Here is a 24,457-nt window from a genome sequence, read left to right on the forward strand (position 1 = left end):
CGCGCCGGCCTACTCCTCGCGCATCGCCCGGCGCATGCTGTCGAGGATCGGGCTCAGCAGATAGTCGAGCGCGCTCCGCTCCGCCCCGATCACGAGCACATCGGCCGGCATGCCCGGCGACAGCGACACCCCCTCCGGCAGCGCAGCGAGCGCACCCGGATCAAGTGTGGCGCGCAGCAGGAAGAAGGTGTCGCCGCGGCTGTTCACCTGGCGATCGGCACCGACATAGACGAGGTGTCCAGGCAGCGGCGGCACACGCCGGTGCGAGAATCCCGTGAGCCTCACATTGACGCGCGACCCAGGGGCGATGCGCTCGATGTCACCTGGGTTGATCGCTGCCTCGACAAGCAACGTATCGTCGGACGGCACGATGTCGAGAACCGGCTGCCCCGCGCCGATGCTGCTGCCCGCGGTGAAGAAACGCAGATCCGTCACCACCCCGGCCTCGGGGGCGAGAACGATGGTGCGTGAGAGGATGTCCTCCGCCGCGGCGAGTCGCGCGCGGCCCTCCGCGACCTGCGCCACGGCATCCTGCATCTCGCGTGCTGACTCGTTGCGGCGCGTGGTGCGCAAATTCAACATCTCATGCTCCGCTTGCGCGATCGCTTGGCCGGCTTCCGCCGCCCGCGCCTCGAGCTCACCGATCTCCCCGACCAGCTGCGCCTCGGCGCGCTGGAGCTCGAGCGCGCGCGTGCGGGTGGCAAAGCCGCGCGAGAGCAGGTCATTCACCCCGCGAAGTTCCTGCCTGATCAGGCCGAGCCGTGCGGTATGCGCGGACCCCTGCGCCCTCAACGCCGCAATCTGCTGCTCGAGCTGTGCCGTGCGCCGTTGCTGCACGGCGACCGCGCCGCGGAAACTCTCGCCCCGCGCCTCGAACAGTGCCTTCTCCGCGGCGAGCAGGGGCGCGATCGTGTCGTCGGCTGCCATCGCGCCCAGCCGCTGTGGCATCACGAAGGCGTCGCGCTCATCGAGCTCGGCGGCAAGCCGGGCCACGCGCGCCTCGGCACCGACCTGGCGCGCGCGCGCCTGCGCGACCATCGCCCGCGCCTGGCTGTCATCGAGGCGAAGCAGGGGCTGCCCGCCGGCGACGCTGCTGCCTTCGGCGACGAGAAGCTCGCGCAGGATACCGCTTTCGAGGAGGCTGACGGTCTTGCGCTTGCTCTGCACCACGAGCGTGCCGGAGGCCGGCACAGCGCTCTCGAGCCTGGCCACCGCCGCCCAGGCGCCAAGCCCGCCGAAGCCGAGTGCCATCGTTGCCAGCCCGGCAAGTGCGAGCCGCCGCAGTGAGGGGCCGTGGGCTGGCGCCTCGTCATGGGTGATCGCAGTCATGCTCCGTCCCCCGCCGTTTGGGCCATGGCCACGCCGTCATCCGCAGCTGTACGGCGCACCGGCACAATCGTCCCGCTTTCGATCCGAAGCACGCTGTCGGCGATCGCGACCATCGCGCGACGATGCGTGACTGCCAGGATCGCCGCGCCCGATTGCCGCGCTGCCTCGATCACTTCGACGAGCACGGCCTCGCCGGCATGGTCGAGGCTCGCGTCAGGCTCATCGAGCACGAGCAGCCTCGGGGCGCCGAACAGCGCGCGCGCCAGCGCCAGGCGCTGCCGCTCGCCGCCGGACAGTGCGGGGCTCTCCGGTCCAACCTCCGTCGCGTAGCCATGCGGGAGACGCCCGATCACGCCGTGCAGCCCCGCGCGCTGCGCCGCGGTGACGATCGCCTCCGGGTCAGCCTCAGCGAACCGGGCGATGTTCTCGGCGACGGTTCCCTCGAGGATCTGTGGCCGCTGCGGCAGGTAGCCGACCATCCCCGATGCCCCGGCATCCGCCGCGGCAAGGCCGCCGATGGACACCGCCCCCTCCGTCGGCGCGAGGATGCCGGCAGCAAGCCGCGCGAGTGTCGATTTGCCAGCACCGTTCGGCCCCGTCACGACAACCATCGTACCGGGAGGGATGGTGAGCGAGACATCCGCGAGCACGGGCCGCTGCGCATCCGGCGGCGTGAAACCTGCACGCGCGAGGACCAGGCCTGCATCGGTGGAGCAGGCAGGCGCGTGCACGGGATGGCTCTCGCCAGCAAGGAGGGCCGTGAGCCTGCGCCACGCGAGCCTCGCCATGGCGATCGTGCGCCACTGCGACAGCACCTGGTCAAGCGGCGCAAGCAGCAGCGCGAGCAGCAGGTTGGCGCCGACGAGAACGCCGGGGGTTGCTTCGTTGCGAAGTATCAACAGTGCGGCGAAGGCGAGCATGCCGCCCTGCAACAGTGCGCGCAGGAATCGTGAGAGCGAAACGAGCCCCTCGCCCCGCAACGACGCGCGATCGAGCGAGGCCAGCGCGCCCCTGTGGTTCGCCCCCCACCGCCGCGCGATCGCCCGCTCCATGCCGAGCCCCTCGCGCAGCACGGGATCACGCAGCAGCGAGGCGGCATCGTGGAGCGCATTGTCCATGCGCCGCTGCGCATCCGCGAGCGGTGGCTCTGCCAGCGCATCGGTCGCGACCGCGAGTGCGAGCATGATCAAAGCCGCACCGAGCGCGTACCAGCCGAGGAGAGGATGCAGCAGCGCGATCACCCCGAGCAGCAGGGGCGCGCACAGCAGGTCGAATGGCGCGGCAGCAGCGCCACCGCCGAAGAAGAGGCGGATCTCCTGCACATCGGCGATCGCTCGGCCGGCGGCGCGTCCATCGCCGGTCACCGCGCGCCTGATGCCGGCGGCGGCAGCGGGGCTCGACAGTGCATCGGCAACGCGGTCACCGATCGCGGCAAGCACAAGGCCGCGGATCGTGACGAGAGTCCCGTAGAGCAGGAGCCCGACGATGCAGATCACGCTGAGCAGCAGTAGGGTGTCGAGGCTGCGGCTGGTCAGCACACGATCGAACAGATGCATGTCGTAGAGCGGCACGACGAGAACGCCCGCGTTGATGCCGAGCGTGAGCACAGCCGTCGTGGCGAGGCCGAGCGCGAGGGCCGCACGGGCGCGCGCAAGCGGCGGAGTCATGCCGCGGCACCGATGGCCGACCGCGCCGGCGGGGCGGCCACGAGGCGGACCGGTGGCTGCCCGAGCTCGGCCAGCACGGCCGTCCGCTCGCCGTACCGGTCGACCAGCCCCTGCTTCAGCACCAGCAGCTTGTCGGCGCTCTCGATCACGCCGCGGCGATGGCTCGTCAACACCACCATCGCGCCGCGTGCGCGGAGGGCTGCGATCGCTCCCGACAGCGCTGCCTCGCCGTCGGCGTCGAGTGCCGCATCAGGCTCGTCGAGCACCACCAGCACGGGATCGCCGTAGAGCGCGCGGGCGAGGCCAAGGCGCTGGCGCTGGCCGCCTGACAGCACGAGGCTAAAGGCGGCGAGCGGCGTCGCGTAGCCGAACGGAAGTGCCGCGATCGCCTCGTGCAGCCCGGCCAGCTTCGCTGCCCTGATCACGGCGGCATGATCTGGCACGGCGAGGCGCGCGATCGTCTCGGCGATCGTCGCGTCGGCCAGTGCGAGGTGCTGGGGCAGGAAGCCCACATGGCGCGCGAGGTCGCCCCTGTCCCAGAGCGCGGTGCCGTAGCCGTCGAGCGTCACGCTGCCGGCGGTGGGCGCTGCCATGCCCATGACGAGGCGAAGCAGCGTCGACTTCCCCGCGGCCGACGGGCCAATGACGCCAAGCACCTCGCCGGCGCCGAGCGAGAACGACACGCCGCGCAGCACGGGCCTGTCAGCGCCGTCCGGGATCGCCACAAGCCGATCGGCGACAAGCCGCGCTGCGGGACGGGGCAGCGCGCTCCGGTCGCGCCGCTCCTGCGGCAGGCCGAGCGCCTGGTCGAGCCTGCGCCACGCGGCGGTGGCATCGGCGAACTGCCGTGCGGCGGAGGCGGCGTTCTCGAACGGCAGAAGCGTCCGCGCGAGGATGAGGTTGGCGGCGATCATCGCGCCCGGCGTGATGCTGCCCTGGATCACCAGCACGGCCCCGAGGGCGACCATCCCGGCACCCGCCGCGAGCCGCACCGTGCGTGCTGCACCGTCGGCCCGCTTTGCAGCCGCGACGGCGCGCGCAACGAGACCAAGCGCATGGCGCTGCCTTCCCTGCCAGCGCGCGATCAGGGCGCCGAGCATGCCGAGCCCGACCACCGCCTCGGCACCTCGCACCGCGGCGCCGATCTCCACCACGCTCTCCGCTGATGCAGCGTTCGCGGCCATGAAGCCGCTGCGCCCCGATCGAGCGAGGCCGAGGTTGAGCGCGAGCAGCAGGGCAGCGGCCACGATCGCGTAGAGGGCGAACACGGGTGCGAGGGCTGCAAGCACGAGCAGAAACAGCGGTGCCCAGAGGATGTCGAGCAGCGCGCCGGCAGCGGGAGAGACGGCAAAGCCACGCAGGGTCTCAACATCCCTGAGCGGCTGCACCGCACCACCGAGGCGTGAGGATGCATCGAACGCAGCATTGGCCACCGCATGCCCGAGCCGCGTGCCCGCGAGCTGCAGCGCCAGGCCGCGCAGCCCCTCGATCAACGCAAGTGCGACGAGCGCCACGGCGAGACCGGCGAACAACCAGGCGAGCGTCATCTCGCTGCGCGTCGCCAATACGCGGTCGAACACACCCATGAGGAAGGCAGGCAGGGCGAGGCCGAACAGCGCCTGGCCAAGGTTCAGGCCGAGCAGCAGCGGCACCACGCCGCCCGCCGCCGTCACTCCCCGCCCGAGGCCGTGATGCGCCGTCACCGGCGCACTCAGACGAACGCCGGCGCGAGCGCCCAGCCGAGTGCTGCGAGACCGAGGGCACCGATGATCGCCGCGGCGACAAACCCACCGCCCCGCGCTGCCGGCCGCGGCGCTGCGGACGCGAGTGCTGCAAGCCGCTCATCGAGCCTGGCGACGAACACTTCGAGCGTGCCCACCGCCCGCTCGATGCGCTGCTGCTGTTCGGCGATTGCGGCAAGCGCGTCGGCGAGCTCCGCGCCGCGATCGGCGGGCGGCGCCTGCACGGCCTTGAGCAGGGCGCGTTGCCCCGCCGCGAGGGCGGCAAGGCCACGCTGCATCTGCTGGATCGGCACGGCGGCAGGCTCGGCTTGCGCAGAGGGCAGACGGATGAGCGCGCCCTCCTCGCCCATCACGGCGACATCGAGCGTGGCGGCCCGCGAGCGGAGGCCGTCATCGAGCAGGAAGCCGAAGGCATGCGCGCCATCGCCGATGCCGTTGCGCGCGAGGTCGTCACGGCCCTGATCAGCCACGGTGCGCGCGACGATACGCTCGCCATCCACCAGCGCGATGCCAAGCCGCGCCTCCGGCCGTCCCGGGTCCCACGCCCAGCCAAGGATGCGGTCGTGCGTGCGCGCCTCGACGAAGCCGACCGGCGCGGGACGGGCGGAGGGGGTGCTTTCCCCCGCCCTTTCGATGGCGTGCGCGGCCTCGGTCATGCCACCTGCTGGCGCGGCTGCGCTGCGGCCTCGTCGACCATCTTGTGCGAGACGCCGTTCTCGTCGAGGAACAGGCGCATGTCGCGATAGCGCTGGTAGTACGCGCGGTTGAACCGCTCGAACAGCGCCTGGTCCCAGTAGTCCTCGAGGCGGAAGGTCTTGGCACCGAACACGTCGAACGAGGGGATCGACAGTGTCTCGGCGAACTCGACCGTACGGCTGTCATAGGTGAAGTAGACCGAGGGCACGCGATTGGCGAGCGCCATCAGGTTGCCGTGCAGGCGATAGCCGAGAACGAGGTCACGCGCGGAGACGAATTTCTCGATCTCGGCCACGACATCCGAGTAGAAGAGGCGGCCGTCGTACATCTTCTCCATCGGGTCGCCCTCGCCGCGAAGCCAGCCCTCGTGCCGGAGCGTGGCGAGCCCTTCCTCGCGCTGCGCGGCCGTTCCCCAAAGGATCTTCTTCTCCTCGATCTCGCCCTGCGCCATCACGTTCAGGTCGAAGCGCTGCGCGAGGTCGAGGATCGTGTCGCGCTGCAGGCCGAGATAGCGGGGCAGGTCCTGCGCATAGTCGCCGCCAACCTCGCGGCGCAGCGTGAACACGGCCGAGCGAACCTTGTCGAGCGGCGGCAGATCGATCCGCAGCGTCGGGTCGTTGCGGCGGAATACGGTCGGGCAGCCGATGATGCGGGTGTTGCGGATGCCGAGCTGCCACAGCACATCGGCCGTGTAGGTGCCGCGCACACCGAGCGAGGCCGAGCGTTCGGCGATCAGCGCGAGCACGCGCTTGGTGGCTTCCGAGAGCTGCAGCGCGCCCTTCTTCGGCGCCTGCGCGCCGATGCCGAAGGCGATCACCGGGATCTTGAGCCGCGACAGCACGCGCGGCGCATTCTCCCAGTCCATCGTCGGGTGGATGTAGTTCGAACCGCGCAGGAACGCGTAGTCGTACTCGGCGTTGTAGCGGTCGATGTCGGCATCCGTCGGCTGGCGGATCTTCAGCGGCTCGAGCTTCGAGAAGTTCAGCAGCTTGAGCGAGCTGTCGAACACGAAGGCGTCACCGATGTTGTGGTAGTGGTGCAGGCTCGCCTGCACGTTCGTGTGGTCGTACCATCGCACGCAGTCATGGTCGTAGACCTCACCCGAGGGGCTGATGACCAGGATACGCTTCATCGCATGACCTCCCTTCGCTGCGCACCCGCACGCGCACGCGGCCCATGACCCTGGACCGGGAGTGCTGAAGAAGCCTGAACGCGGGGCCGTTTCGTTGCTGGTTTCTCGATCGTGGACGCTGGCGTGTTCGCGCCGCGACGTGCTGCAAGGGCGCGGTGATAGAGCGCGAGATGCGTCTCGGCGCAGCCGGCGGCATCGATTGGCGTGGGTGCCGCGTCCACCAGGCGCTGCCACAAGCCAGGCTCCGTCATCGCGCGGGCGAGCTTGTCAGCGAGGTCCTCGGCCGAGCCGGTGCGGAAATGCAGGCCGTCGATGCCGTCGCGCACCTTCTCGGCCATGCCGCCGATGTCGCTCACGATCAGCGGGCGGCGGTGGTGGAACGTCTCCTGGATCACCACGGGGCTGTTCTCCCACCAGATCGACGGCATCACCACCCAGTCGACCGAGCCCATGAGCCGCGGCAGCTCGTCACTCCGGTACGCGCCGAAGAACCGCGCGCGCCTGCCGGCCGCCTGCATCAGCGCCTCGAACCGGGTGCGGAACGCCTCAGGCTGGTTCTCGAGGTTGCCGCCGAACACCATCAGGGCCGCATCGTCGCCCCAGACGCTGTCGGGCACGCGCGCGATGGCATCGAGCAGCACGGCAAGGCCCTTGAACTCCGTCACCTGGCCGAAGAAGCCGAAGCGTCCGCGGCGCCCGCCCTCGGCAAGCGCGCGCGGTGGGGCGGACGGGCTCGGCGCAAGCCCGTTCTCGATCACCGCGAACCGTTCCTCCGGCAGGCCCCACGCGACGTGACGCTCGGCGAGGAAACGGCTCGGCGACACGAAGGCATCGGCGAGCAGCAGGTGATCCTTGAGGAACCGTTCGCGCAAGTGCACGCCCTCCGGCGTCCATTCCGGGAAGCAGGCACTGCACTCGGCGGGGCTCGCGCGCGAACAGAGGCGGTGGTGGCCGGTCTTCACCATCTGGCCGTGGTTGAGACAGATCGACAGATACTCGTGGAAGGTGACGATGATCGCTGCCTGCGGCAGCACGCGGCGCACGAGGGCAAGCATCTCGGCACCGAAGCCGATCAGGTGATGGAAGTGGACGACATCGGGGTTGAGATCACGCAACCAATCCGCCACGGGGCCGGCAAGCTCGCCGATCGCACGCGAGGAGATCCAGCGATGATCATACGCATCGAGATGGACGAAGGTCTCGCGCGGCCCCTGCCGCAGGCTCATCAGCGGCGTTTCCTCGTGTCGCGCAACGGGAGAACCGGTGCGCGCGAGGTAGTGCGCCTCAACCCCCTCCATCGCATCGAGGCCGCGGAACAGGGCATGCGAGGCCACCTCCGCACCGCCGATGGAGAAAGCCGGATGGCCATGCGAAACGACGAGAACGCGCATCTTCATCACCTCCCTGCCCCGCCCCAGAGCGCCCTGAGCGCATGGCCTTCCGCGAGCCGTGCCGCGTCGTGCCATGCAGGCCCGCGCTCCTTCGCCTCAGGTGCCACGACGGCAATGTCGCCATGCCACGAGCAGATGCCGCCGGCATCGGCGAGGCGAAGGAAGAAGCCGGTTTCCTGCGCCGGCGTGCGCAGCCCGAAGCGCGCGAAGCCCCCGCCGCGGCGATGCGCCTCGCGCGTCACCAGCGCGCCGGCGAGAACCGCACCGCGGCGCATCGCACCGTCCGCCCGATCTCCCGCGGGAATCGCTGCTTGCGGCATCCCGGCATGGGGTCGGCGGAGGCGGAGATAGGGTGGCGCATCCGACGCGATCAGCTGATCGAAGCCGGTGCTGCGTACAGAGCCATCCTCGTACAGAAGCGTCGGCACGATCACGCGTGGATCATTCTCTCCCCCCTCCGGCAGGGCGGCGACAAGTGCCTGTCGCCACCCCGTGGCCGCCGCCAGTCCTGTGCCGGGAAGGCACAGCAGCAGCGGTGCCCGTGTCGCTGCCGCACCGATTTCCCACGCCTCGGCGATGGAGATCCGCTCCTCGGCAATCATGATCGCAGGCGAGAGACCGCAGAGGTCGATCACGGCCAGGAGCTCGGTGAGCGCCGGCCCTCGCCAGGCGGGGCCAAGAACGAGCACGAGCTCCTCCTCGCCAGGGACCGGTGGGTCGTTCAGGAATGGCGAGAGCATCGCCGCCGGTGGCGCCTCCGGCTCGGGCAGCGGCAGGATGAGCGCGGTGCGCGATGCGCGTGGCGCGCGAAGGATCGTCGCTTCCGTCCCGGCCTCGCACATCGCAGCGGTGGCGAGCAGTGGCGAGAGCTGTGCCTCGACCACGGAGAGCCCCGTTGGCTTGTGCAGGTCGATCGACGCGGCGATCCGCTGCATCAGCGCCCGTGCCCCCCCGGGAGCGACCTGCACCGGCAGGTAGGCCACGCCACCGCCAGAGATCTCGAATGCGAGGTGCAGCCCATCGGACCGGTCCGGCAGCGCGCAGGACACGAACGCGGCGAAGCCGTGCGCATCTCCAGCGATCGCAGCGAAACGACAGTCGCCGCTCACGCCAGCGACGACGTCAGGCCGCGCGACCCGCGTCCATACGTCATCGAGCCGCGCGGCGAAGCCACCCTCGCCGCAGAGCGTGACGCCAGCGACCGCAGCGCGCGGATCGAGGAGCCACCCGGCGACGTAGACGCCGACACCAGGGATACAAGCGCAGAGATCAAGCGCGGCCGAGAGTGGAGCGGCAGCGCGCGAGAGCGTCTCGTGCCCCTCATACGGCGGGCGCGCGGCACGGCCGAGCGAGGCAAGCGCCTCCGGGTCGGCGTCGAGCCGCTTCATCATCTCTGCCAGGTGCGCCGCCGTCTCGAGCGAGCCGAGCAGTTGTGGCGCGGCGACGAGAGACCGGCGCCTGATGCGCCCATCGGCGATCACGTGCAGGCTCTGCGGCACCCCGCCTTGCCAGGGCTCCGACAGCATCAGGGCCTCGACGAGACCTGTCGCCGGCAGCGCGATGTCAGGCCGCGCGAACGTGGCAAGAGCGATCGGCACACGCACCACGGGCCCTTCGGCAAACACCGCCTGCGCACCAGGCTCGGCCGTTCCCCATCCCTGGAGGATGAGCATCGTTCCGTGCCGCCCGGCGATCTCGACCGCACCGTCCGCGACCGCGACCGAGCCAAGGAACCGGCGCAGGATGCCGCGAAGCACGGTGCCGCGCGGTGCCTGCTCCACCAGCTCGGCGAGGAACAGCGCGACATCACCGGGCCGTGCCGTCGCGCGTCTCGCGACCTCCTCGGTGAGTTCGCGCGCCCCGATCAGCTCAGCTGGCCACGTCGAGAGGAGGCGGTCAGGCATGCCCTGGGCGTGCAGCGTGACGAGAGCGCCAGGGGATGGCAGCGCACCATGAAGCTGGATCGCGGCGACGAACCAGCAGAGGCCAGGCTCCTCATGCGCCCACGCCGTCAGGCGGAATGGCCCGCGCGCCTCGCCATCGCCGCCGGAGGCGACGCCACGGCGCGGCAGCCTGTCACGATGCCAGCCGAGAACGAGCGCAGCCCCCTTGCCGAGCATCGTCGCCGCAACGATGCCGCCCTGCTCCGGCTGCCGCGCCCGATCCGCAAAGGAAACGACCCTGCTCATGCCGCCCTCCCCTGTCGTGCTGCCATCGATCCCGCCATGAGCTTGCGATAGAGTGCGAGATGTGAGCGCGCTGCCGCGGCAATGGTGACCGGCTTGCGGATGCCGCCGACAAGCCGCTTCCAGAGCCCAGGCTCGGCCGCCGCACGCCGCATCGCGGCAGCGAGTGCGGCGGGATCGTCCGGCGGCACGAGAAGCCCGTCGATGCCATCGCGTACCATCTCGGCCATGCCGCCGATGCCGGACGCGATGACCGGGCGGCCATGCTGGAACGCCTCCTGGATGACGAGCGGCGCGTTCTCCCACCAGACAGAGGGCATCACCACCCAGTCCGCCTCCGCAATCAGGCTGGGCATCGCCGCGGGGCCGTAGCCGCCCGTGTGGCGCGCATCGGGGGCGGCCTCGAGGAGGACTGCAAAACGGGTCATGAAGGCTTCCGTCTGGTAGTCGCTGCCGCCGTGCAGTGCGAGGCTGTGCGTCACGCCCTCACGCGAGAGAAGCGCGGAGGCACCGAGTGCCACCGTGGCACCCTTGAAGGCGTTGATGTGGCCGAAGAACGCGAACCTGTCGCGCCGCCGCGCAGCCTTCCGGTGCGCTGCCGGCGCAGACTCGGCCAACCCGTTCGGCAGCACCGTGATCGCCTCCGCGGGAAGGCCCCAGGCGACGTAGCGGTCTGCGAGGAAGCGGCTCGGCGCGACGAAGTGGTCGACCAGCCGGTACATCGCGCGAAGATGCAGCTCGCGCAGCCTGAAGTCCGTCGCGCTGCGATCGGGAAGGCAGCGGCGGCACGCATCGGGCGAGGCGCCATGGCAGAGCCGACCATCGGTCGTGCGCATCAGCCCCTCATGCGCACAGATGGCGTAGTAGTCATGCAGCGTCATCACGATGCGCGCAGCGGGCAGGATGCGTCGGATCAGGTGGATCGTCTCGACACCGATCAGAAGAGGATGGTGGATGTGAACGATGTCGGGGCGCTGCTCCTCCAGCAATCGCGCGAATTCGAGACCGATGCCGTGCAGGTCTGTCTGCGACAGGAAGAAACGATCGAACGCCTCGGTGCGCATCAGCACCTCGTCGGCCGCATCGCCGATGGCCTGGAACGGCGTTCCCGGGCTTGCCGGACGATGCAGGCCACTGACACCGGCGACAAACAGGCCCTGATGGCCCTCGTTCCGCATGGCACGGAACAGCGCGTGCGCGGCGATCTCGGTTCCGCCGGCCTGAAGGGCGGGATGACCATGGCAAAGGACGAGAATGTTCATCGCCGCTCACCCGTGCTCGAAGATGCAGATGTCCTGGAACCCGATGCCATGTTCGCGCCCGCTCCAGCCGCCATAGGCTGCAGGGCGCCGGCGCCGGAGGCCTGCCGCGACGAAGTGCGACAGCAGCAGGTCCTCATCGAACGCGATCGCCGCGAGCGGTGCCTCAGGATCGGCGAAGAGCACGCTCGCCCCCGGATCGTCGGGAAAGGCGGGGCGCGCGCCACCACCGGCGATCGCCGCACGCGACGGGCCGTTCAGCAGGAAGGCAGTGGCGAAGCAACGCCCGCCAGGTGCCAGCACGCGCGCGATCTCGACTGCGTAGCGGGCGATCGATGCTTCATCAAGATGCGTCAACACCGAGACGAGCGCGATGAAATCCGCCGACGCATCGTCCACCGGCAGCGTGACCGCCTCGGGAACAATCGTTCCGATCGGGTGGTACAGCGGGTGCGCGACATCGAGATGCGCGAAGGTGAAGGCGGGATAGACGGGCGTGATCGCAGCCGAGCACCAGGCAATTGCAGGCGCGATCACGTCGATGCCGTGATAGCTGCCGGTCGTGAGGTACTGCGTGAGCGGCAGCGCCATGCGGCCCACGCCACAGCCGACATCGAGCACGCGATCCTCAGGCGTGAGCCCGCCGCGGCGAACGAAATGCTGGAGGAACTCGGCCCCGATCGCGCGGAAATCGCCATCGCCGCAGAGCATGAGCTCCGGCGGCGGAACCGGCATGAAGCGGTTGCCCGCAAGCACCGCGGCGAGCGTGTCGAGCCCCGCCTCATCGTGACGAGCGCTCATCGCCGCGCTCCCTTCCGCTCGTCGAAGCGGCGCGTCAACGCCGCGATCGCCTCACCCCAGCGCGCGGCATGGAGGCGGCGGTTGTAGAGAGAGGCGAGCGTGCCGGTGTAGCCGGCATGCAGGCCGATCGACCGCCGCTCGAAATGCCAGAGCTCGACGGCGGGCTCGTAAACGATGTCGGCCCCGGCGCGGCGCAGCTTCAGGCAGAGGTCGCTGTCCTCGTAGTCGCCGACGACATAGTCCTCCGTCAGCCCATCGACCGCATCGAACAGTGCGCGGCGCACCATCAGCGCCGCCCCCGTCACGCCCGGAACGCGGTGCGGCACGCAGGCGGGCGCATGGTGGCGCGGCATGCCCTTGAAGTAGTGCCGGTTGTACCAGAGCCCATCGATATCACGCGCAAAGGTGAGGCCCGCGTGCTGGATCGATCCATCATCGAACAGGAGCTTCGGGCCCGCCGCACCCGGCTTCCGCGCCGCCGCCGCGAGCTTCAGCAGCCAGCCGGGCCGGTCGGGGATCACGTCGCTGTTCAGCAGCAGCAGCATCCGCCCTGCCGCAAAGCCGGCCCCGACATTGTTCGCACCCGCATAGCCGAGGTTGCGCGGCAGCACCACGAGGATGAGCGGCAACCCGTGCATGATGTGGAGGCCTCGGAGCAGGTGCTCCGCCTCCGCTGCCTGTTCGGGGTTGTCGAGAACGAAGATCGTCTCTGCCTTCGCCCAGTCCGCGTCGGCCGCGAACGCAGCGACCTGGGCGCGGAGGAAGGAGAGGTTGCGGTAGAGCGGCACCAGCACCGTCACCTCGGGCCGTGCCGGCATGCGGCCGAGGCGAATGACATGCGGCGTGCGCGGGCCGGCGAGATGCGCGCGCTGCATCCGCGACGCGGCAGGGCCGAGGCAGGTTTCGAGAACCGTCACGCTCGCATGCTCGGGGCGGACGGAGGCGAGCACCGCATCGCGCGACGCTGCCGGTCCGAGGGTGCGCAACCCTGGCGTCAGCCGCATCGTGCCGCCACCGGAAAGGCCGATGACGAGCTCGGGCTGCGCGAAGCTGCGCGGTGCTGCGGCGATGTGCGCAACAAAGCCCTCGGCCCCCTCGCCGGGCGCATGAACGGCGCGACGGAAGCGCTCACCGAGATCACGGCGCGGGAAACGGTGCAGCGCCTCTGCTGCGACCGGCCGCACCTCGGCACCCGCCGCGAGGCTGAAGCCGGCGACGAGGCGGTGGGGATCGCGCAGCCAGCCGCGCAGGAAAAGCCCACCCTCGCCATCGGGGAGGGCAAGCTCGAGTGCGGCCGTGACGGGGCGCGTCGCGTCGCTCCGGCTCCTTGGCCGCGCGGGTGAGAGCAGCGAGGCAACGCGGAGGAGATCTGCCGCCTGCGGATCGCTTGCCGCGCGCTGGCCGATCGCTGCCGGAAGCAGCGTGGCGAGTGCAGCCGCAGCAGGCCCGCCGCCAGCGATCACGTCGAGCAAGGCAGGCAGGTCGCCCTCCGGCGGCGCGATCCGCCGCAGCCAAGGCGCGTCGCCGCCACCGCAGACGGTCTCGCCGGCAGCGGGCGCTTCCGCAAGGAGAAAGACCGTCGATGCGCCCGCGGCCGCGATGCGCTGCACGCGAGCGGAACCGATGATCGAGATCGCGCCGGGCGACGGCGCCGGTCCCTCGGCGCGCAGCAGCCGAAGGCCGAACGGGCCGGTGGCGATCGGCACGGCGTGCGGCGCATCGGCCGCTCCGTCACGCGCGAGCATCGCCACGAGATCGAGGAAGCGCTGGCCAGGCACGATACGGAACAGGCCGAGGCCGGCATCGAGCAGCAGCGTCAACAGCCGCACCCGTGCGGCGGGCGCGAGCGTGTCGACGAGGCCCACGCCATCTTCCGCGAGAGCCGACAGGGAGAGCGAGGGCGCACCGCCTGGTGGGTCGCCGATCGAGAGCGTTGCCGTCGCGGGCGTGCCGCGGCGGACGCGCAGAAGGCCGATGCGTTCGCCGCCATCGGCCAGGCGGATGCAGAGCAGCGGCGCGCCAAGCAGTGTGCGGCCGAGGCGCGGACGGAACGCACCCGGCCAGATCGCGCCATCCCACACGACGAGCGCCACGTCAGGCGCGATCCAGGCACCACGCAGCGCAGCGGCTCTGGCATCGGGCAGACGGTTCAGCATGCGAGCTCCTGCGTTCGGCGGGCCACGCACCCTCCCCTCGGGGGGACGGAAAGAGCGGCGTGGCCCGCCTTGGTCTCAGTGTCGTTGCGTCAGGTGATGGTGATGTAGCCGGCGGGGTTCGCCTTCACGTCCTCGGCCTTCACGCCGATCAGCGTGACGCTGTCGCCGTTGCCGAGGTCGATTACCGCGTTGCCGCCGACCGAGCTCACCGAGTTGACGAGATCGGCCGGTGCATTCACCGGCATGCCGTTGATGTTCTTCTGGATGTGCAGGATGTCGCCGGCGGAGAAGTCCATCACGACGTCCTTGCCGCCGCCGGAGGTGAAGACGAACGTATCGGAGCCGGTGCCGCCGATCAGCGTGTCGTTGCCGGCGCCGCCCATCAGCACGTCATTGCCGCTGCCGCCGACCAGCGTATCGTTGCCGTTGCCGCCATCGAGGAAATCATTGCCGGAGCCGCCGATCAGCGTATCAGCGCCGTTGCCGCCAAAGATGTTGTCGTTGCCGTCGCCGCCGGCCAGCGTGTCCGATCCGTTGCCCCCGGAGATCACATCGTTGCCGGCACCGCCGAAGATCGTGTCGTTGCCGTTGCCGCCGTCGAGAACGTCATCGCCGGCACCGCCGTCGATGAAATCGTCGCCCGAGCCACCAAAGATCGTGTCGCTGCCGGTGCCGCCGTCGATCGTGTCGTCGCCGCTGCCGCCGTCGATGTAGTCGTCTCCTTCGCCGCCGAACAGCTCGTCATCGCCGCCGAGGCCAAAGATCACGTCATCGCCGAGGCCGCCATCGAGCACGTTGCCCTGGTTGTTGCCGGTGAGAAAGTCGTCGAAGGTTCCGCCGGGTATTGTCGACATCGAGTGCCTCTCCTTGCTGCCTGTGCAGTGTCGCCGCATGGATCGCAGGCAGGGACCGCCATCCCCGACCATGAAGACCCGCTAACGAACCGTCCCACCATCGGTCACACGTCCTAACGAGTGCTTAACGAGGTGCTGCGATTGCGAGATCGTCATGAAAACGCCGTCAGCGCACCTGCATGCGCGCGGTGATTCGCAACGGAATTCGCACGAGGTCACGGTCACCGTCGATCCTGCAGGCGGGGACGTTGAAACGCGTGAGGAAGAGGTCGGCCGCTTTGCCAACCGTCGCGAAGGAACGGTCCTCGCTCGCGGAATCGAGCAGCGAGGGATAGGCGACGGGCCTCGGGTCACCGCATGTGTAGCGGCCATGGCCGATCGCCGGCATGACGAGCGCAGGCTCAGACCAGGCGAGGAGATCGGGGCTTGTGGCGATGTAGATGCCGGGGCGCGGCTCGCTCGCCTCCGGACGGTGCGGCGCACCCTGCATCACCGCGAGGAAGAGGCCGGAGGGTGCGTGTCGCACGAGTGCCGTCACAGGCCACTGCAGCCGCCCGACGCCGACCGGCGCGCAGACATGCGCACTGCGCGCGGCATCATCGGTGAAGCGCTGGACATAGGGGTTTGCGAAGCGCACCGCGAAGCCCGCACCGTTCCACGCACGCCAGGCGGAGGGATCACCGATCTCGGTCGTGCGCAGCAGGCAGTTGCCGCGGCGCTGCACCCCGCGCGCCTCCGTGAAGGCCAGCATGTACAAGGCATTTTCGTGGGCGACGATGCCTGTCGGGTTGAAATAGCCGGCGTGCTGGCCGCGCAGTTCCGCTGCCGTGTAGGGCAAAGCTGCGACGAGTGATGGCGGTGTTCCGGCCGGCACGAAACGTCGCGCACCGTCGGTCGAGACAGCAGCGGTCAACGCATTGAACCAGCAGTCGCGATAGCGGCGCGTCGGGCACTGGCCGTCATGCCTGTGGCCCTGGTGCTCGTTGTGCACGATTGCGTGAACGGTCCTGCCGTCACCGGTCCAGAGGGAGACGATCCATGAACGGTCGCTGAAGCGAGCAGGATCGGGATGCTCGGCACCGGCAAAGGTGATCGCGCAATCGGGCCGCACGTCATGCAGCGCGGGGCCGCGCAGGGCGCGGTTGTCGAAATGCGTCGCGAACAGCGCGACGCTGCCGTCTGCCCTACGTACCGCGCGGGCGGGCGCATCGGGCGTGTCGTAGCGGCCGCAACCATCGCGGCGACGCTCGAATACGACGATCGGGCGGCCCTCGACGGTGACCTCGAGCGCCGGCGGCGCGGCGACCGCGGATGTGGATGCGAGTGCGAACACGAGCGTGAGCAGATGCAACATTTCACGATGCTGCAACGCCGCGGTTAACGCTTCCGTAAGCACGGCTAAACACTCTGTTCGCATCCGGATCAGGAATGAGGAGAGCCGCGGTGGATGTGATCGAGACGCTGATCCCGGACGTGAAGCTGATCCGCATGCGGCGGCATGTGGATGAGCGTGGGTTCTTCTCGGAAACCTACAGCGCGCGGGCTCTTGCGGATGCCGGCATCGCCACGCCGTTCGTGCAGGACAACCACTCCCTGTCGGCCCATCGCGGCACGGTGCGCGGGTTGCATTTCCAGATCCCGCCGCATGCCCAGGCCAAGCTCGTGCGCGTGGTGCGCGGTGCCGTTCTCGATGTCGCCGTCGACCTCCGCGTCGGTTCATCCACATTCGGCCGCCATGTCGCAGCGACCATCAGCGCGGATGAGTGGAACATGCTGTTCATCCCCGAGGGCTTCGCGCACGGGTTCTGCAGCCTCACCCCAGAGACCGAGGTGGTCTACAAGGCCTCGCGCCACTACGCGCCGACGCATGATCGCGGCATCGCCTGGGACGATCCCGAACTCGGCATCGACTGGCCCGTTCCCCATGAGGCCGCGATCGTTTCGGCCAAGGACCGCGCGCTGCCACCCTTCGCGTCGCTCATGCCCTGGTTCGCGATGACGGCTGGTGGCTCGGCCGAGGCGGAGCGGGAGGTGAGCCATGCCGGCTAGCCCCCAGCACGGGCCCCGTATCGTCGTTCTCGGGGGCACGGGCCAGCTCGGTGCCGCCCTCGCGCGCGCGGGTGGGCCGGATGTGCGCGCGCTTTCCCGCGCGGCGGCCGACGTGACTGATGCCGCGGCACTGCGCTCGGCCCTCGTCGCGGCGCGGGCCGACATCGTCATCAACGCCGCCGCATACACCGCTGTCGACCGTGCCGAGAGCGAGCCGGGACCCTGCTTCGCGGTGAACCGTGACGGTGCTGGCAACGCAGCCTCGGTCTGCGCGGCGCTCGGCATCCCGCTGGTGCATCTCTCGACCGACTATGTGTTCGACGGCCGGAAGGGCGCGCCCTACCTGGAGAACGACGCACGCAACCCGCTCAACGCCTATGGTGCTGCAAAGGCAGCGGGCGAGGACCTGGTGCTGGCGCGGCATGAGCGGGCGATCATCCTCCGCACCGCCTGGCTGTTCGGGCTGGATCGCCCGAACTTCGTGCGCACCGTGATGCGGCTCGCGCTCGCGGGGCGGCCGCTGCGCTTCGTCGCTGACCAGCACGGCTCGCCAACGCCGGCCCCCGGCCTCGCACGCGTCGTGCTCGCGATGGCAGCGCGGCTGCACGAGGGCACCGCGCGTGGGGGCATCGTCCACGCGGCCGGCGCCCCGCATGCGACGTGGCATGACGTCGCATCCTCCGCCGTCGCTGCCGTGTTCCCAGCGTGGCAGCGTCCGCCGGTCGCTGCGATCACCACCGATGCCTACCCGACGCCGGCACGGCGCCCAGCCGATACGCGGATCGACTGCACGCGGCTTCGCACCGAGCATGGCATCGAGGTTCCGGATTGGGTTCGTGCGCTGCCACGACTCGCCGCCGCGCTCGCCGCCCAGGAAGCCGACAGGCTGCGCAGCGAAGCGGCCTCGGAGGTCTCGGCTAGGCCTTCCCTGCAGCCCGCGCCAGCACTGCACGCTGGCGAGTGAGCGCGGCCTCGCGCCCGAAATTCAGCACGATGGTGCGCCGCGCTGCACGGCGCACGGCACCCAGCGTGTGATGCGCGGCGAGCAACTCCGCCGCACGCGCGGCATAGGATCGGGCATCGCGCGGGTCTGACAGGAAGCCGTTGACGCCGTCGCGGATCACCTCGCGCAGCGGTGCCGTATCGGCGCCGAGGATCACCGCGCCTGCCGCCAGCGCCTCCGTCACCGACCAGGACAGGACGAATGGCGCCGAGGGGTGCAGGTGAAGCCGCGTAACCTGCAGCAGCGCGAGGTAGTCGCCGTAGGGAAGCGGGCCGGTGAAGTGCACGCGCGGCGGCAACGGCCCGATCTCGGCACAGAGACGCGCGCGCCATGAGCCGCCACCGGGCGGGCGGCGGCCGTAGCTTACGCCATCGCCGCCGCAGATCACGACATGCGCCGCGGGCCTGGCGGTGAGCAGGTCGGGCAGTGCGCGCATCAGTGCGGGGAATCCGCGCACAGGCTCGAGATCGCGCGCAACATAGCTCACGACCTCGTCCACCGCCGAAAGGATGGTCCCGTCCGCCAGTCGGAGCCGGGCGGCGCGGTCCGGCCTGACCGTTTCTGTGTCGATGCCTTCATGGACCACCGCGATCCTGTCGCGATAGGCGGCGGGATGGAGATCGCGCTGCCAGCGCGTCGGCGCGATCGCGGCCGTGGCGGCGTCGAGCGCGAGGAGAAGCGGCGCCTGGCGCATCACCAGTGCGCACCGCCCCTCCTCGTCGAGGGCGAGGTCATCGTCATGGCCGATCTCGGTTCCCGCGGCGCGCGGGAAATACTCGGCGTAGGCGACGATGGGTGTGCGCGGCAGCAGTTCGGGCAGGAACAGCGCATCGCCCCAGCCTGGGTGGACGAGCACCACATCGGGGCGGAACCCGTCGCGGGCAAGAGCAAGCACTGCGCGCGCCGTCGCCTGGCCGTTCAGCACGGCCTGTTCGGTGGCGACGAGATAGGGATGCGTCTCGCGCCGCGGCCGGCGCGAGGGCGGTGCGGCGATCATCCTGCACGGCGGGCCATCGACCACCGCGCCGGCAATCATGACCGCGCGATCCGGCCCCTCGGCCGCGACGCGGCGCGCGAGATGGGCGAACTGCCCGGGCCCCTGGCGATGGATGAACAGCACCTGCATGCCAGGACAGAACACTGGCGGGGAAGTCGCTCGGAACCGTTAACGCCGGGCGGTGCAGGCCCTGTCGGAGGCGACGATGATGCGTATGATGGTGGCGCGGCGACCTATTCTACAAGCGTCGGCCCGCCATGCTGGGGCCTGAGCACCGAGGGATCATCCGGTGGCCCGGCACACGCCGCGAGCACGAGAACGAGAGCGGGAAGGATGCAACGCATGGGCAGAGCATGCGTCCCTGATACGCCAGTCGATGACGCTGGGCAGGGGGAAGCCGCTTCAAGCGGTCATCGGTCTGCGCTGGCGAAGGTGGTGGGCGCACAAGGACTCGAACCTTGGACCCGCTGATTAAGAGTCAGCTGCTCTACCAACTGAGCTATGCGCCCCCGGAGACCGGGAAGCCACCTCGCGAGGCCCGGCGCTATAGCAAAGCCCCCCCCGCCTGTCGAGGGGCCGCCCCGAACGGGGCACCGCCAAGCGAGCGGGTCAGCCCTGCTGTTCGCCCTCGATCTCCACGTCCCGGTGCACGTGCACGCTCATCAGCACGCCAAATCCGATCATCACCGTGATCATGGCCGATCCACCGTGGCTCACCAGCGGCAGGGGAACGCCGCCGACGGGGATCGCGCCCATCACCATCGCGATGTTCACGAACACATAGAGGAAGAAGTTCGTCGTGATGCCGACCGCGACCAGTCGCCCGAACTGGTGGCGGCAGGAGAACGCCATCGCAAGCCCATAGAGCACGACGAGAAGGTTCAGCCCGATCAGCGCGGCGGCACCGATGAAGCCGAACTCCTCGGCCAGCATGGTAAAGATGAAGTCGGTCTGCTTCTCCGGCAGGAAGTTCAGCTGGCTCTGCGTCCCTTGCACGAAGCCCTGGCCGAACATGCCGCCGGAGCCAAGCGCGATCTTCGACTGGATGATGTGATAGCCGGTGCCGAGCGGGTCGCTCTCCGGGTTCAGGAAGGTCAGGATGCGGTTCTTCTGGTAGTCGTGCAGCCGCTCATACGCGATCGGCGCGGCGACCGCGGCCACCCCGCCGACCAGTGCGAATTTCCAGAGGCGCACACCCGCGGCGAACAGCATCACGCCAGAGAGCATGCAGGTGATCAGCGCGTTGCCGAGGTTCGGCTGGCGCAGCACCATCAGCACTGGGATCGCCACCGCGACCAGCGGCGGGATCAGGAACAGCGGGTTGCCGACGCGCTCGATGCTCGCGCGATGGAACCAGGAGGCGAGCATGATGACGATGAAGATCTTCATCAGCTCCGACGGCTGGATCTGGATCGGGCCGAGGTCGAGCCAGCGCTGAGCCCCCTTGCCCACCGCCCCGTGCAACGCCACGAGCACGAGCAGCCCGATGCCGACGAGGTAGAGCGGCCAGGCAAGCTTCATGATCAGGCGGATATCGACCAGCGCGATCGACAGCATCAGCAGGATGCCGAAGCCGAAGCGGAGCCCGTGGCGGAAGGCCCAGGGGTCGGGGCTTCCACCAGCCGCGGAATAGAGCATCGCATAGCCCGTGCCAGCCAGGAGACACAGCAGCACCACGAACGGCCAGCTCACCGAGCCGAGCTTCTCGGCGAAGCTCATGCCGCGGTCGCGCGTCAAGGTCCGCTGCATCAGCGGCGCTCGCCCAGCGACGGTGACGGCGCCGATCGCGACACCTCGGCAACGCGCTGGCCCTCCGGCCGCTCGGGCGCCGGCGGCGGCCTGGTCCGCCGGGCGGGATCTCGCGTCAGCGTCTCGACCATCACGTCGCGCGCCACCGGGGCTGCGGCGGCAGACCCGCCGCCACCATGCTCGACGATCACGGCTACCGCATAGACGGGGTTCTCGATCGGCGCGAAGCCGACGAACAGCGCATGGTGCCGCCACTCGTAGGGCAGGTCCTCCTGCCGACGGAGGCCACGCTCGCGCTCTGCCATCGTGATGCGGCGAACCTGGGTGGTGCCCGTCTTGCCGCCCATCTGCACGCCGAGGTCAGCCGGCAGACGGCTTGCCCAGGCCGTGCCGCCACGCTCGTTGACAACACCTGCCATCGAATCACGCATCAGGCGAAGCTGCGGCTCGGGGATGTTCATCGCCGGCCAGTCCTCCGGCCTGTGACCCTTGGCGAGGGTGCCGCCGACAGCGCGCGTCAGATGCGGCTGGATCGCGCGTCCGCCATTGACCATCCGTGCCGTCATCACCGCCAGTTGCAGCGGCGAGCTCAGGGTAAAGCCCTGGCCGATGCCGTGGATCAGCGTCTCGCCCTGCTGCCAGGCGACACCCTGGGTCGCCATCTTCCACTGCCGCGTGGGCACGAGCCCGTTGCGCGCGCCAGGGAGTTCAAGCTGAAGCTCGACACCGAGACCGAACCGGTTCGACATTGCAGCGATCCTGTCGATGCCGACACGCTTGGCCGCCTCGTAGAAGTAGCAGTCGCAGGACTGCTTGATCGCCTCGCGCATGTCGAGCGCGCCATGCCCACCCTTCTTCCAGCAATGGAACTTGCTGTCACCGAGCGTCGTCACGCCAGGGCAGAAGATGCGGTCGGCCGGCGTCAGCACGCGGGCGTCCATGGCTGCCAGCGCCACCACCATCTTGAATGTGCTACCGGGCGCGTAGAGGCCGGCGACAGCCTTGTTCACCAGCGGGTTGCGGCGGTTCGTGGTCCAAGCCCGCCACTGCGTGGCGGAGACACCCTCGGCGAAGATGTTGGGGTCGAAAGAGGGCGTGGAGGCCATCGCCATGACCTCGCCATTGCGGGCATCGAGCACGACGACGGCGGCGCTGTCATTCTCGATCCGCTTGGCAACCGCAAGCTGAAGCCCGGCGTCGAGCGTCGTGGTCAGCTCCTGCCCCGGGGTTCCTTCCTCGCGGTCGAGTTCGCGGATGACGCGCCCGACGGCGTTGACCTCGAGCTGCACGCGCCCCGCACGGCCGCGCAGCGCCTGGTCATGCGTCCGCTCGAGACCGGCACGGCCGACGCGGATGCCGGGAAGCTGGAGCATCGGGTCGCCGTCGAGATCGGCCTCGGACGGGGGCGCGACGTAGCCGATCAGGTGGGCGAAGGTCTCGCCATAGGGGTAGAGGCGGCTCTGGCCCACATCGGTGACGATGCCGGGAAGATCGGGCGCGTTGACCTCGATCCGCGCCATGTCCTCCCACTCCAGGAACTCGCGGACGAGCACGGGAACGAAGCGGCGGCGCCGGCGCACGTCGCGCTCGATCCTCGCCCGCTCGCTGTCACTCAGCGGCACGACATGGGCGAAGGTGGCAAGCGTGGCGCCGACATCGTCGGTCCGCTCGGCGACGAGCATGGCCCGCCAGTTGGAGCGGTTCTCGGCGATCGGGTTGCCGAACCGGTCGGTGATACGGCCGCGCGGCGGCGGGAGGAGCCGCATCGAGACGCGGTTCTCCTCGGCCAGCACGGCGTAGCGCTCGCTCTCGTTGATCTGGAGCTGCCAGAGCCTACCGCCGAGGATGCCGAGCAGCGCCGTCTTGCCTGCGCCGATCAGCAGCAGGCGTCGGTTGAACAGCGCGCGGCGGCCCTTCTCCTTCTTCATCGTGCCCGCTTCTTCATGGTGCCGGCATCATGGCACGGCCAGCGTGCGTTCGAGGCGTACGAACAGCCAGGCCAGTGGGGGGTAGAGCGCCACCGTCAGCCCGAACTCAAGCACGGCAGGCATGACTGGCAGGATCGCGAAGGCGAGAGCAACCCGCAGCAGCCACCCGAGCGAGAGCAGCAGGGACGAGAGAAGCAGGAAGGCGACCCAGACGAGCAGGAAGGATTGCCGCGCCAGCACGCGGCGCTGCGACAGCACCGCCGCATGGAGCAGCAGGAGCAGGAGCGTGTTCACGCCCAGCGGCGCACCGGACAGAAGGTCGGTCAGCAGCCCGAGTGCAAAAACAGCCACGGGGGGCATCAGCCGCGGGCGATACAGCGTCCAGAAATACACCGCCGCCGGGCCAGCGGACGGCATCAGGCCTGGCTGCCCCGGCACCAGCGGGGGCAGGCATGACAGCATGATGAGCACGATGCCGAGCGCCGCCGGCGCTGCCTCATGCGCCGCGGCGTCGAGGCGCTGCAGCAGGGTTTGGCGCGCCAAGCCGCCCCGAGGCGATCCGAGCGCCATGGTGCGTCAGCTTCCGCCGCGACGCCGCGCCGGCGCCTCGGGCCTAGTCACCTGTTCGGGCGGCAGCACGCCGGAGAGGCCGAAATCATGCAACCGCACGAATTCCAGCCGGCTGAGCTCCGCCGAGAGTTCGACCTCCATCACCCCGCCCGGCCCGGCGCGGACGGTGCCGACCGGAAGTCCTGCCGGGAAGGCGCCTGCCTGGGCGGAGGTCACGATGCGGTCGCCTGGCTGTGGCTGCATCCCATCGGACCAGTGCTGCAGCCGCGGCACCGGGCCGTTCGTGCCGGCAAGGATGGCGCGCGCGCGCGTCCTCTCGATCTGGACGGGGATGCGGCTGTTGATGTCGGTGACAAGCAGGATGCGGGCGGAGCGGCTGCCCACCTCGCTCACACGGCCGACGAGGCCGTTCTGGTCGAGTGCGACCTGCCCTTTGCGCACGGCATGGCGGGGGCCGGTCGAGAGCAGGACGGAACGGGCGTAGGCGGTTCCCGTGTCGGCGACGACGCGGGCGGTGATGAAGCCGGGGGTCGGATCGGCCGGCGCGTTCAGGACGGCGCGCAGCGCGTGGTTCTCGGCCTCGAGCGCCATCGCGACGTCGTGCCAGCGCTTCAGCCGTGCATTCTCCTCGCGCAGCCGGGCGTTCTCGGCGTGCAGGTCGGTCAGCGCGCGGATTGCGGCGACGGCATCCTGCGCCGCGCCGACGGGGCGCGAGAGGATGCCATAGACGGGAACGAGAAGGTCGGCCAACGCCACGCGGGCCCGTTCGGCGATCACGGTGTCGGCCTTGCCGAGCAGCATGAGCGCGAAGCTCGCCGCGATCAGGAGCGGAAGCACCAGCTTGGCGATTGCCTGCCGGAGCGGAACGCTCAGACGGATCACATCCACACTCGCCGCACGCCGTGACGCCTTGCCCAAAACCCGAAAGCAGGAACCCGAAGCCGCCGC

At 69.8% G+C, this 24,457-nt stretch carries 19 protein-coding genes and 1 tRNA gene; 2 read left to right on the forward strand and 18 right to left on the reverse strand.

Annotation, left to right across the window (positions count from 1 at the left end):
- Positions 1 to 9 precede the first annotated feature (9 nt).
- From Q0C38_RS03055 to Q0C38_RS03110, 12 genes are all read right to left on the reverse strand, one after another.
- The gene (locus tag Q0C38_RS03055; RefSeq protein ID WP_291295580.1) at positions 10 to 1,329 is read right to left on the reverse strand and encodes an HlyD family type I secretion periplasmic adaptor subunit; all 1,320 of its coding nucleotides are present in this window, start codon (positions 1,327 to 1,329) and stop codon (positions 10 to 12) included.
- Positions 1,326 to 2,996 (reverse strand): type I secretion system permease/ATPase, encoded by a 1,671-nt coding sequence (locus tag Q0C38_RS03060; protein ID WP_291295581.1) that lies wholly within the window; start codon positions 2,994 to 2,996, stop codon positions 1,326 to 1,328. Before Q0C38_RS03060 ends, Q0C38_RS03055 begins: the two co-directional genes overlap by 4 nt.
- Positions 2,993 to 4,699, reverse strand: a complete 1,707-nt coding sequence (locus Q0C38_RS03065) for a type I secretion system permease/ATPase (RefSeq protein WP_291295582.1) — start codon at positions 4,697 to 4,699, stop codon at positions 2,993 to 2,995. The genes Q0C38_RS03060 and Q0C38_RS03065 overlap by 4 nt, the downstream gene beginning before the upstream one ends.
- 8 nt (positions 4,700 to 4,707) lie before the next feature.
- Entirely contained in the window at positions 4,708 to 5,394 is a 687-nt protein-coding gene (locus tag Q0C38_RS03070; RefSeq protein ID WP_291295583.1) for a hypothetical protein, read from the reverse strand.
- Positions 5,391 to 6,566: a polysaccharide pyruvyl transferase family protein gene (locus tag Q0C38_RS03075; RefSeq protein WP_291295584.1), complete on the reverse strand. Its 1,176-nt coding sequence runs from the start codon at positions 6,564 to 6,566 to the stop codon at positions 5,391 to 5,393. The genes Q0C38_RS03070 and Q0C38_RS03075 overlap by 4 nt, the downstream gene beginning before the upstream one ends.
- Positions 6,563 to 7,963 (reverse strand): glycosyltransferase family 4 protein, encoded by a 1,401-nt coding sequence (locus Q0C38_RS03080; protein ID WP_291295585.1) that lies wholly within the window; start codon positions 7,961 to 7,963, stop codon positions 6,563 to 6,565. Before Q0C38_RS03080 ends, Q0C38_RS03075 begins: the two co-directional genes overlap by 4 nt.
- A complete protein-coding gene (locus Q0C38_RS03085) occupies positions 7,963 to 10,146 on the reverse strand; it encodes a hypothetical protein (protein WP_291295586.1) in 2,184 nt (727 codons plus the stop codon). Before Q0C38_RS03085 ends, Q0C38_RS03080 begins: the two co-directional genes overlap by 1 nt.
- Positions 10,143 to 11,405, reverse strand: coding sequence for a glycosyltransferase family 4 protein (locus tag Q0C38_RS03090; RefSeq protein ID WP_291295587.1), 1,263 nt, complete (start codon positions 11,403 to 11,405; stop codon positions 10,143 to 10,145). The genes Q0C38_RS03085 and Q0C38_RS03090 overlap by 4 nt, the downstream gene beginning before the upstream one ends.
- A 6-nt stretch (positions 11,406 to 11,411) precedes the next feature.
- Positions 11,412 to 12,203, reverse strand: coding sequence for a class I SAM-dependent methyltransferase (locus Q0C38_RS03095; RefSeq protein WP_291295588.1), 792 nt, complete (start codon positions 12,201 to 12,203; stop codon positions 11,412 to 11,414).
- Positions 12,200 to 14,359: a glycosyltransferase gene (locus Q0C38_RS03100; protein ID WP_291295589.1), complete on the reverse strand. Its 2,160-nt coding sequence runs from the start codon at positions 14,357 to 14,359 to the stop codon at positions 12,200 to 12,202. Before Q0C38_RS03100 ends, Q0C38_RS03095 begins: the two co-directional genes overlap by 4 nt.
- An 89-nt stretch (positions 14,360 to 14,448) precedes the next feature.
- On the reverse strand, positions 14,449 to 15,213 hold the full coding sequence (locus Q0C38_RS03105) for a calcium-binding protein (protein WP_291295590.1): 765 nt from the start codon (positions 15,211 to 15,213) through the stop codon (positions 14,449 to 14,451).
- 166 nt (positions 15,214 to 15,379) lie between these two features.
- Positions 15,380 to 16,567, reverse strand: coding sequence for a hypothetical protein (locus Q0C38_RS03110; protein ID WP_291295591.1), 1,188 nt, complete (start codon positions 16,565 to 16,567; stop codon positions 15,380 to 15,382).
- An 89-nt stretch (positions 16,568 to 16,656) separates the two neighbouring features.
- On the opposite strand from Q0C38_RS03110, the gene rfbC reads away from it, so the two are divergent.
- The gene (gene rfbC, locus Q0C38_RS03115; protein ID WP_291295592.1) at positions 16,657 to 17,262 is read left to right on the forward strand and encodes a dTDP-4-dehydrorhamnose 3,5-epimerase; all 606 of its coding nucleotides are present in this window, start codon (positions 16,657 to 16,659) and stop codon (positions 17,260 to 17,262) included.
- The gene (gene rfbD, locus Q0C38_RS03120; RefSeq protein WP_291295593.1) at positions 17,252 to 18,226 is read left to right on the forward strand and encodes a dTDP-4-dehydrorhamnose reductase; all 975 of its coding nucleotides are present in this window, start codon (positions 17,252 to 17,254) and stop codon (positions 18,224 to 18,226) included. Before rfbC ends, rfbD begins: the two co-directional genes overlap by 11 nt.
- Here the strand turns inward: rfbD and Q0C38_RS03125 are convergent.
- From Q0C38_RS03125 to mreC, 6 genes are all read right to left on the reverse strand, one after another.
- Positions 18,180 to 19,391: a glycosyltransferase gene (locus Q0C38_RS03125; RefSeq protein ID WP_291295594.1), complete on the reverse strand. Its 1,212-nt coding sequence runs from the start codon at positions 19,389 to 19,391 to the stop codon at positions 18,180 to 18,182. The two genes, rfbD and Q0C38_RS03125, sit on opposite strands and share 47 nt — an antisense overlap.
- A 304-nt stretch (positions 19,392 to 19,695) precedes the next feature.
- A tRNA-Lys gene (locus Q0C38_RS03130) sits at positions 19,696 to 19,771 on the reverse strand.
- A 100-nt stretch (positions 19,772 to 19,871) separates the two neighbouring features.
- Positions 19,872 to 21,011: a rod shape-determining protein RodA gene (rodA, locus tag Q0C38_RS03135; protein ID WP_291295595.1), complete on the reverse strand. Its 1,140-nt coding sequence runs from the start codon at positions 21,009 to 21,011 to the stop codon at positions 19,872 to 19,874.
- Positions 21,011 to 22,939 carry a penicillin-binding protein 2 gene (gene mrdA, locus Q0C38_RS03140; protein ID WP_291295596.1) on the reverse strand — a complete coding sequence of 643 codons (1,929 nt, stop codon included), beginning with the start codon at positions 22,937 to 22,939 and terminating at the stop codon, positions 21,011 to 21,013. Before mrdA ends, rodA begins: the two co-directional genes overlap by 1 nt.
- Before the next feature lie 27 nt (positions 22,940 to 22,966).
- Positions 22,967 to 23,482, reverse strand: a complete 516-nt coding sequence (gene mreD / locus Q0C38_RS03145; protein ID WP_291295597.1) for a rod shape-determining protein MreD — start codon at positions 23,480 to 23,482, stop codon at positions 22,967 to 22,969.
- 33 nt (positions 23,483 to 23,515) lie between these two features.
- Positions 23,516 to 24,391, reverse strand: coding sequence for a rod shape-determining protein MreC (mreC, locus tag Q0C38_RS03150; RefSeq protein ID WP_291295598.1), 876 nt, complete (start codon positions 24,389 to 24,391; stop codon positions 23,516 to 23,518).
- Positions 24,392 to 24,457: the final 66 nt, after the last annotated feature.

It is taken from the genome of Elioraea sp. (assembly GCF_022842375.1).
GTDB lineage: Bacteria > Pseudomonadota > Alphaproteobacteria > Acetobacterales > Acetobacteraceae > Elioraea_A.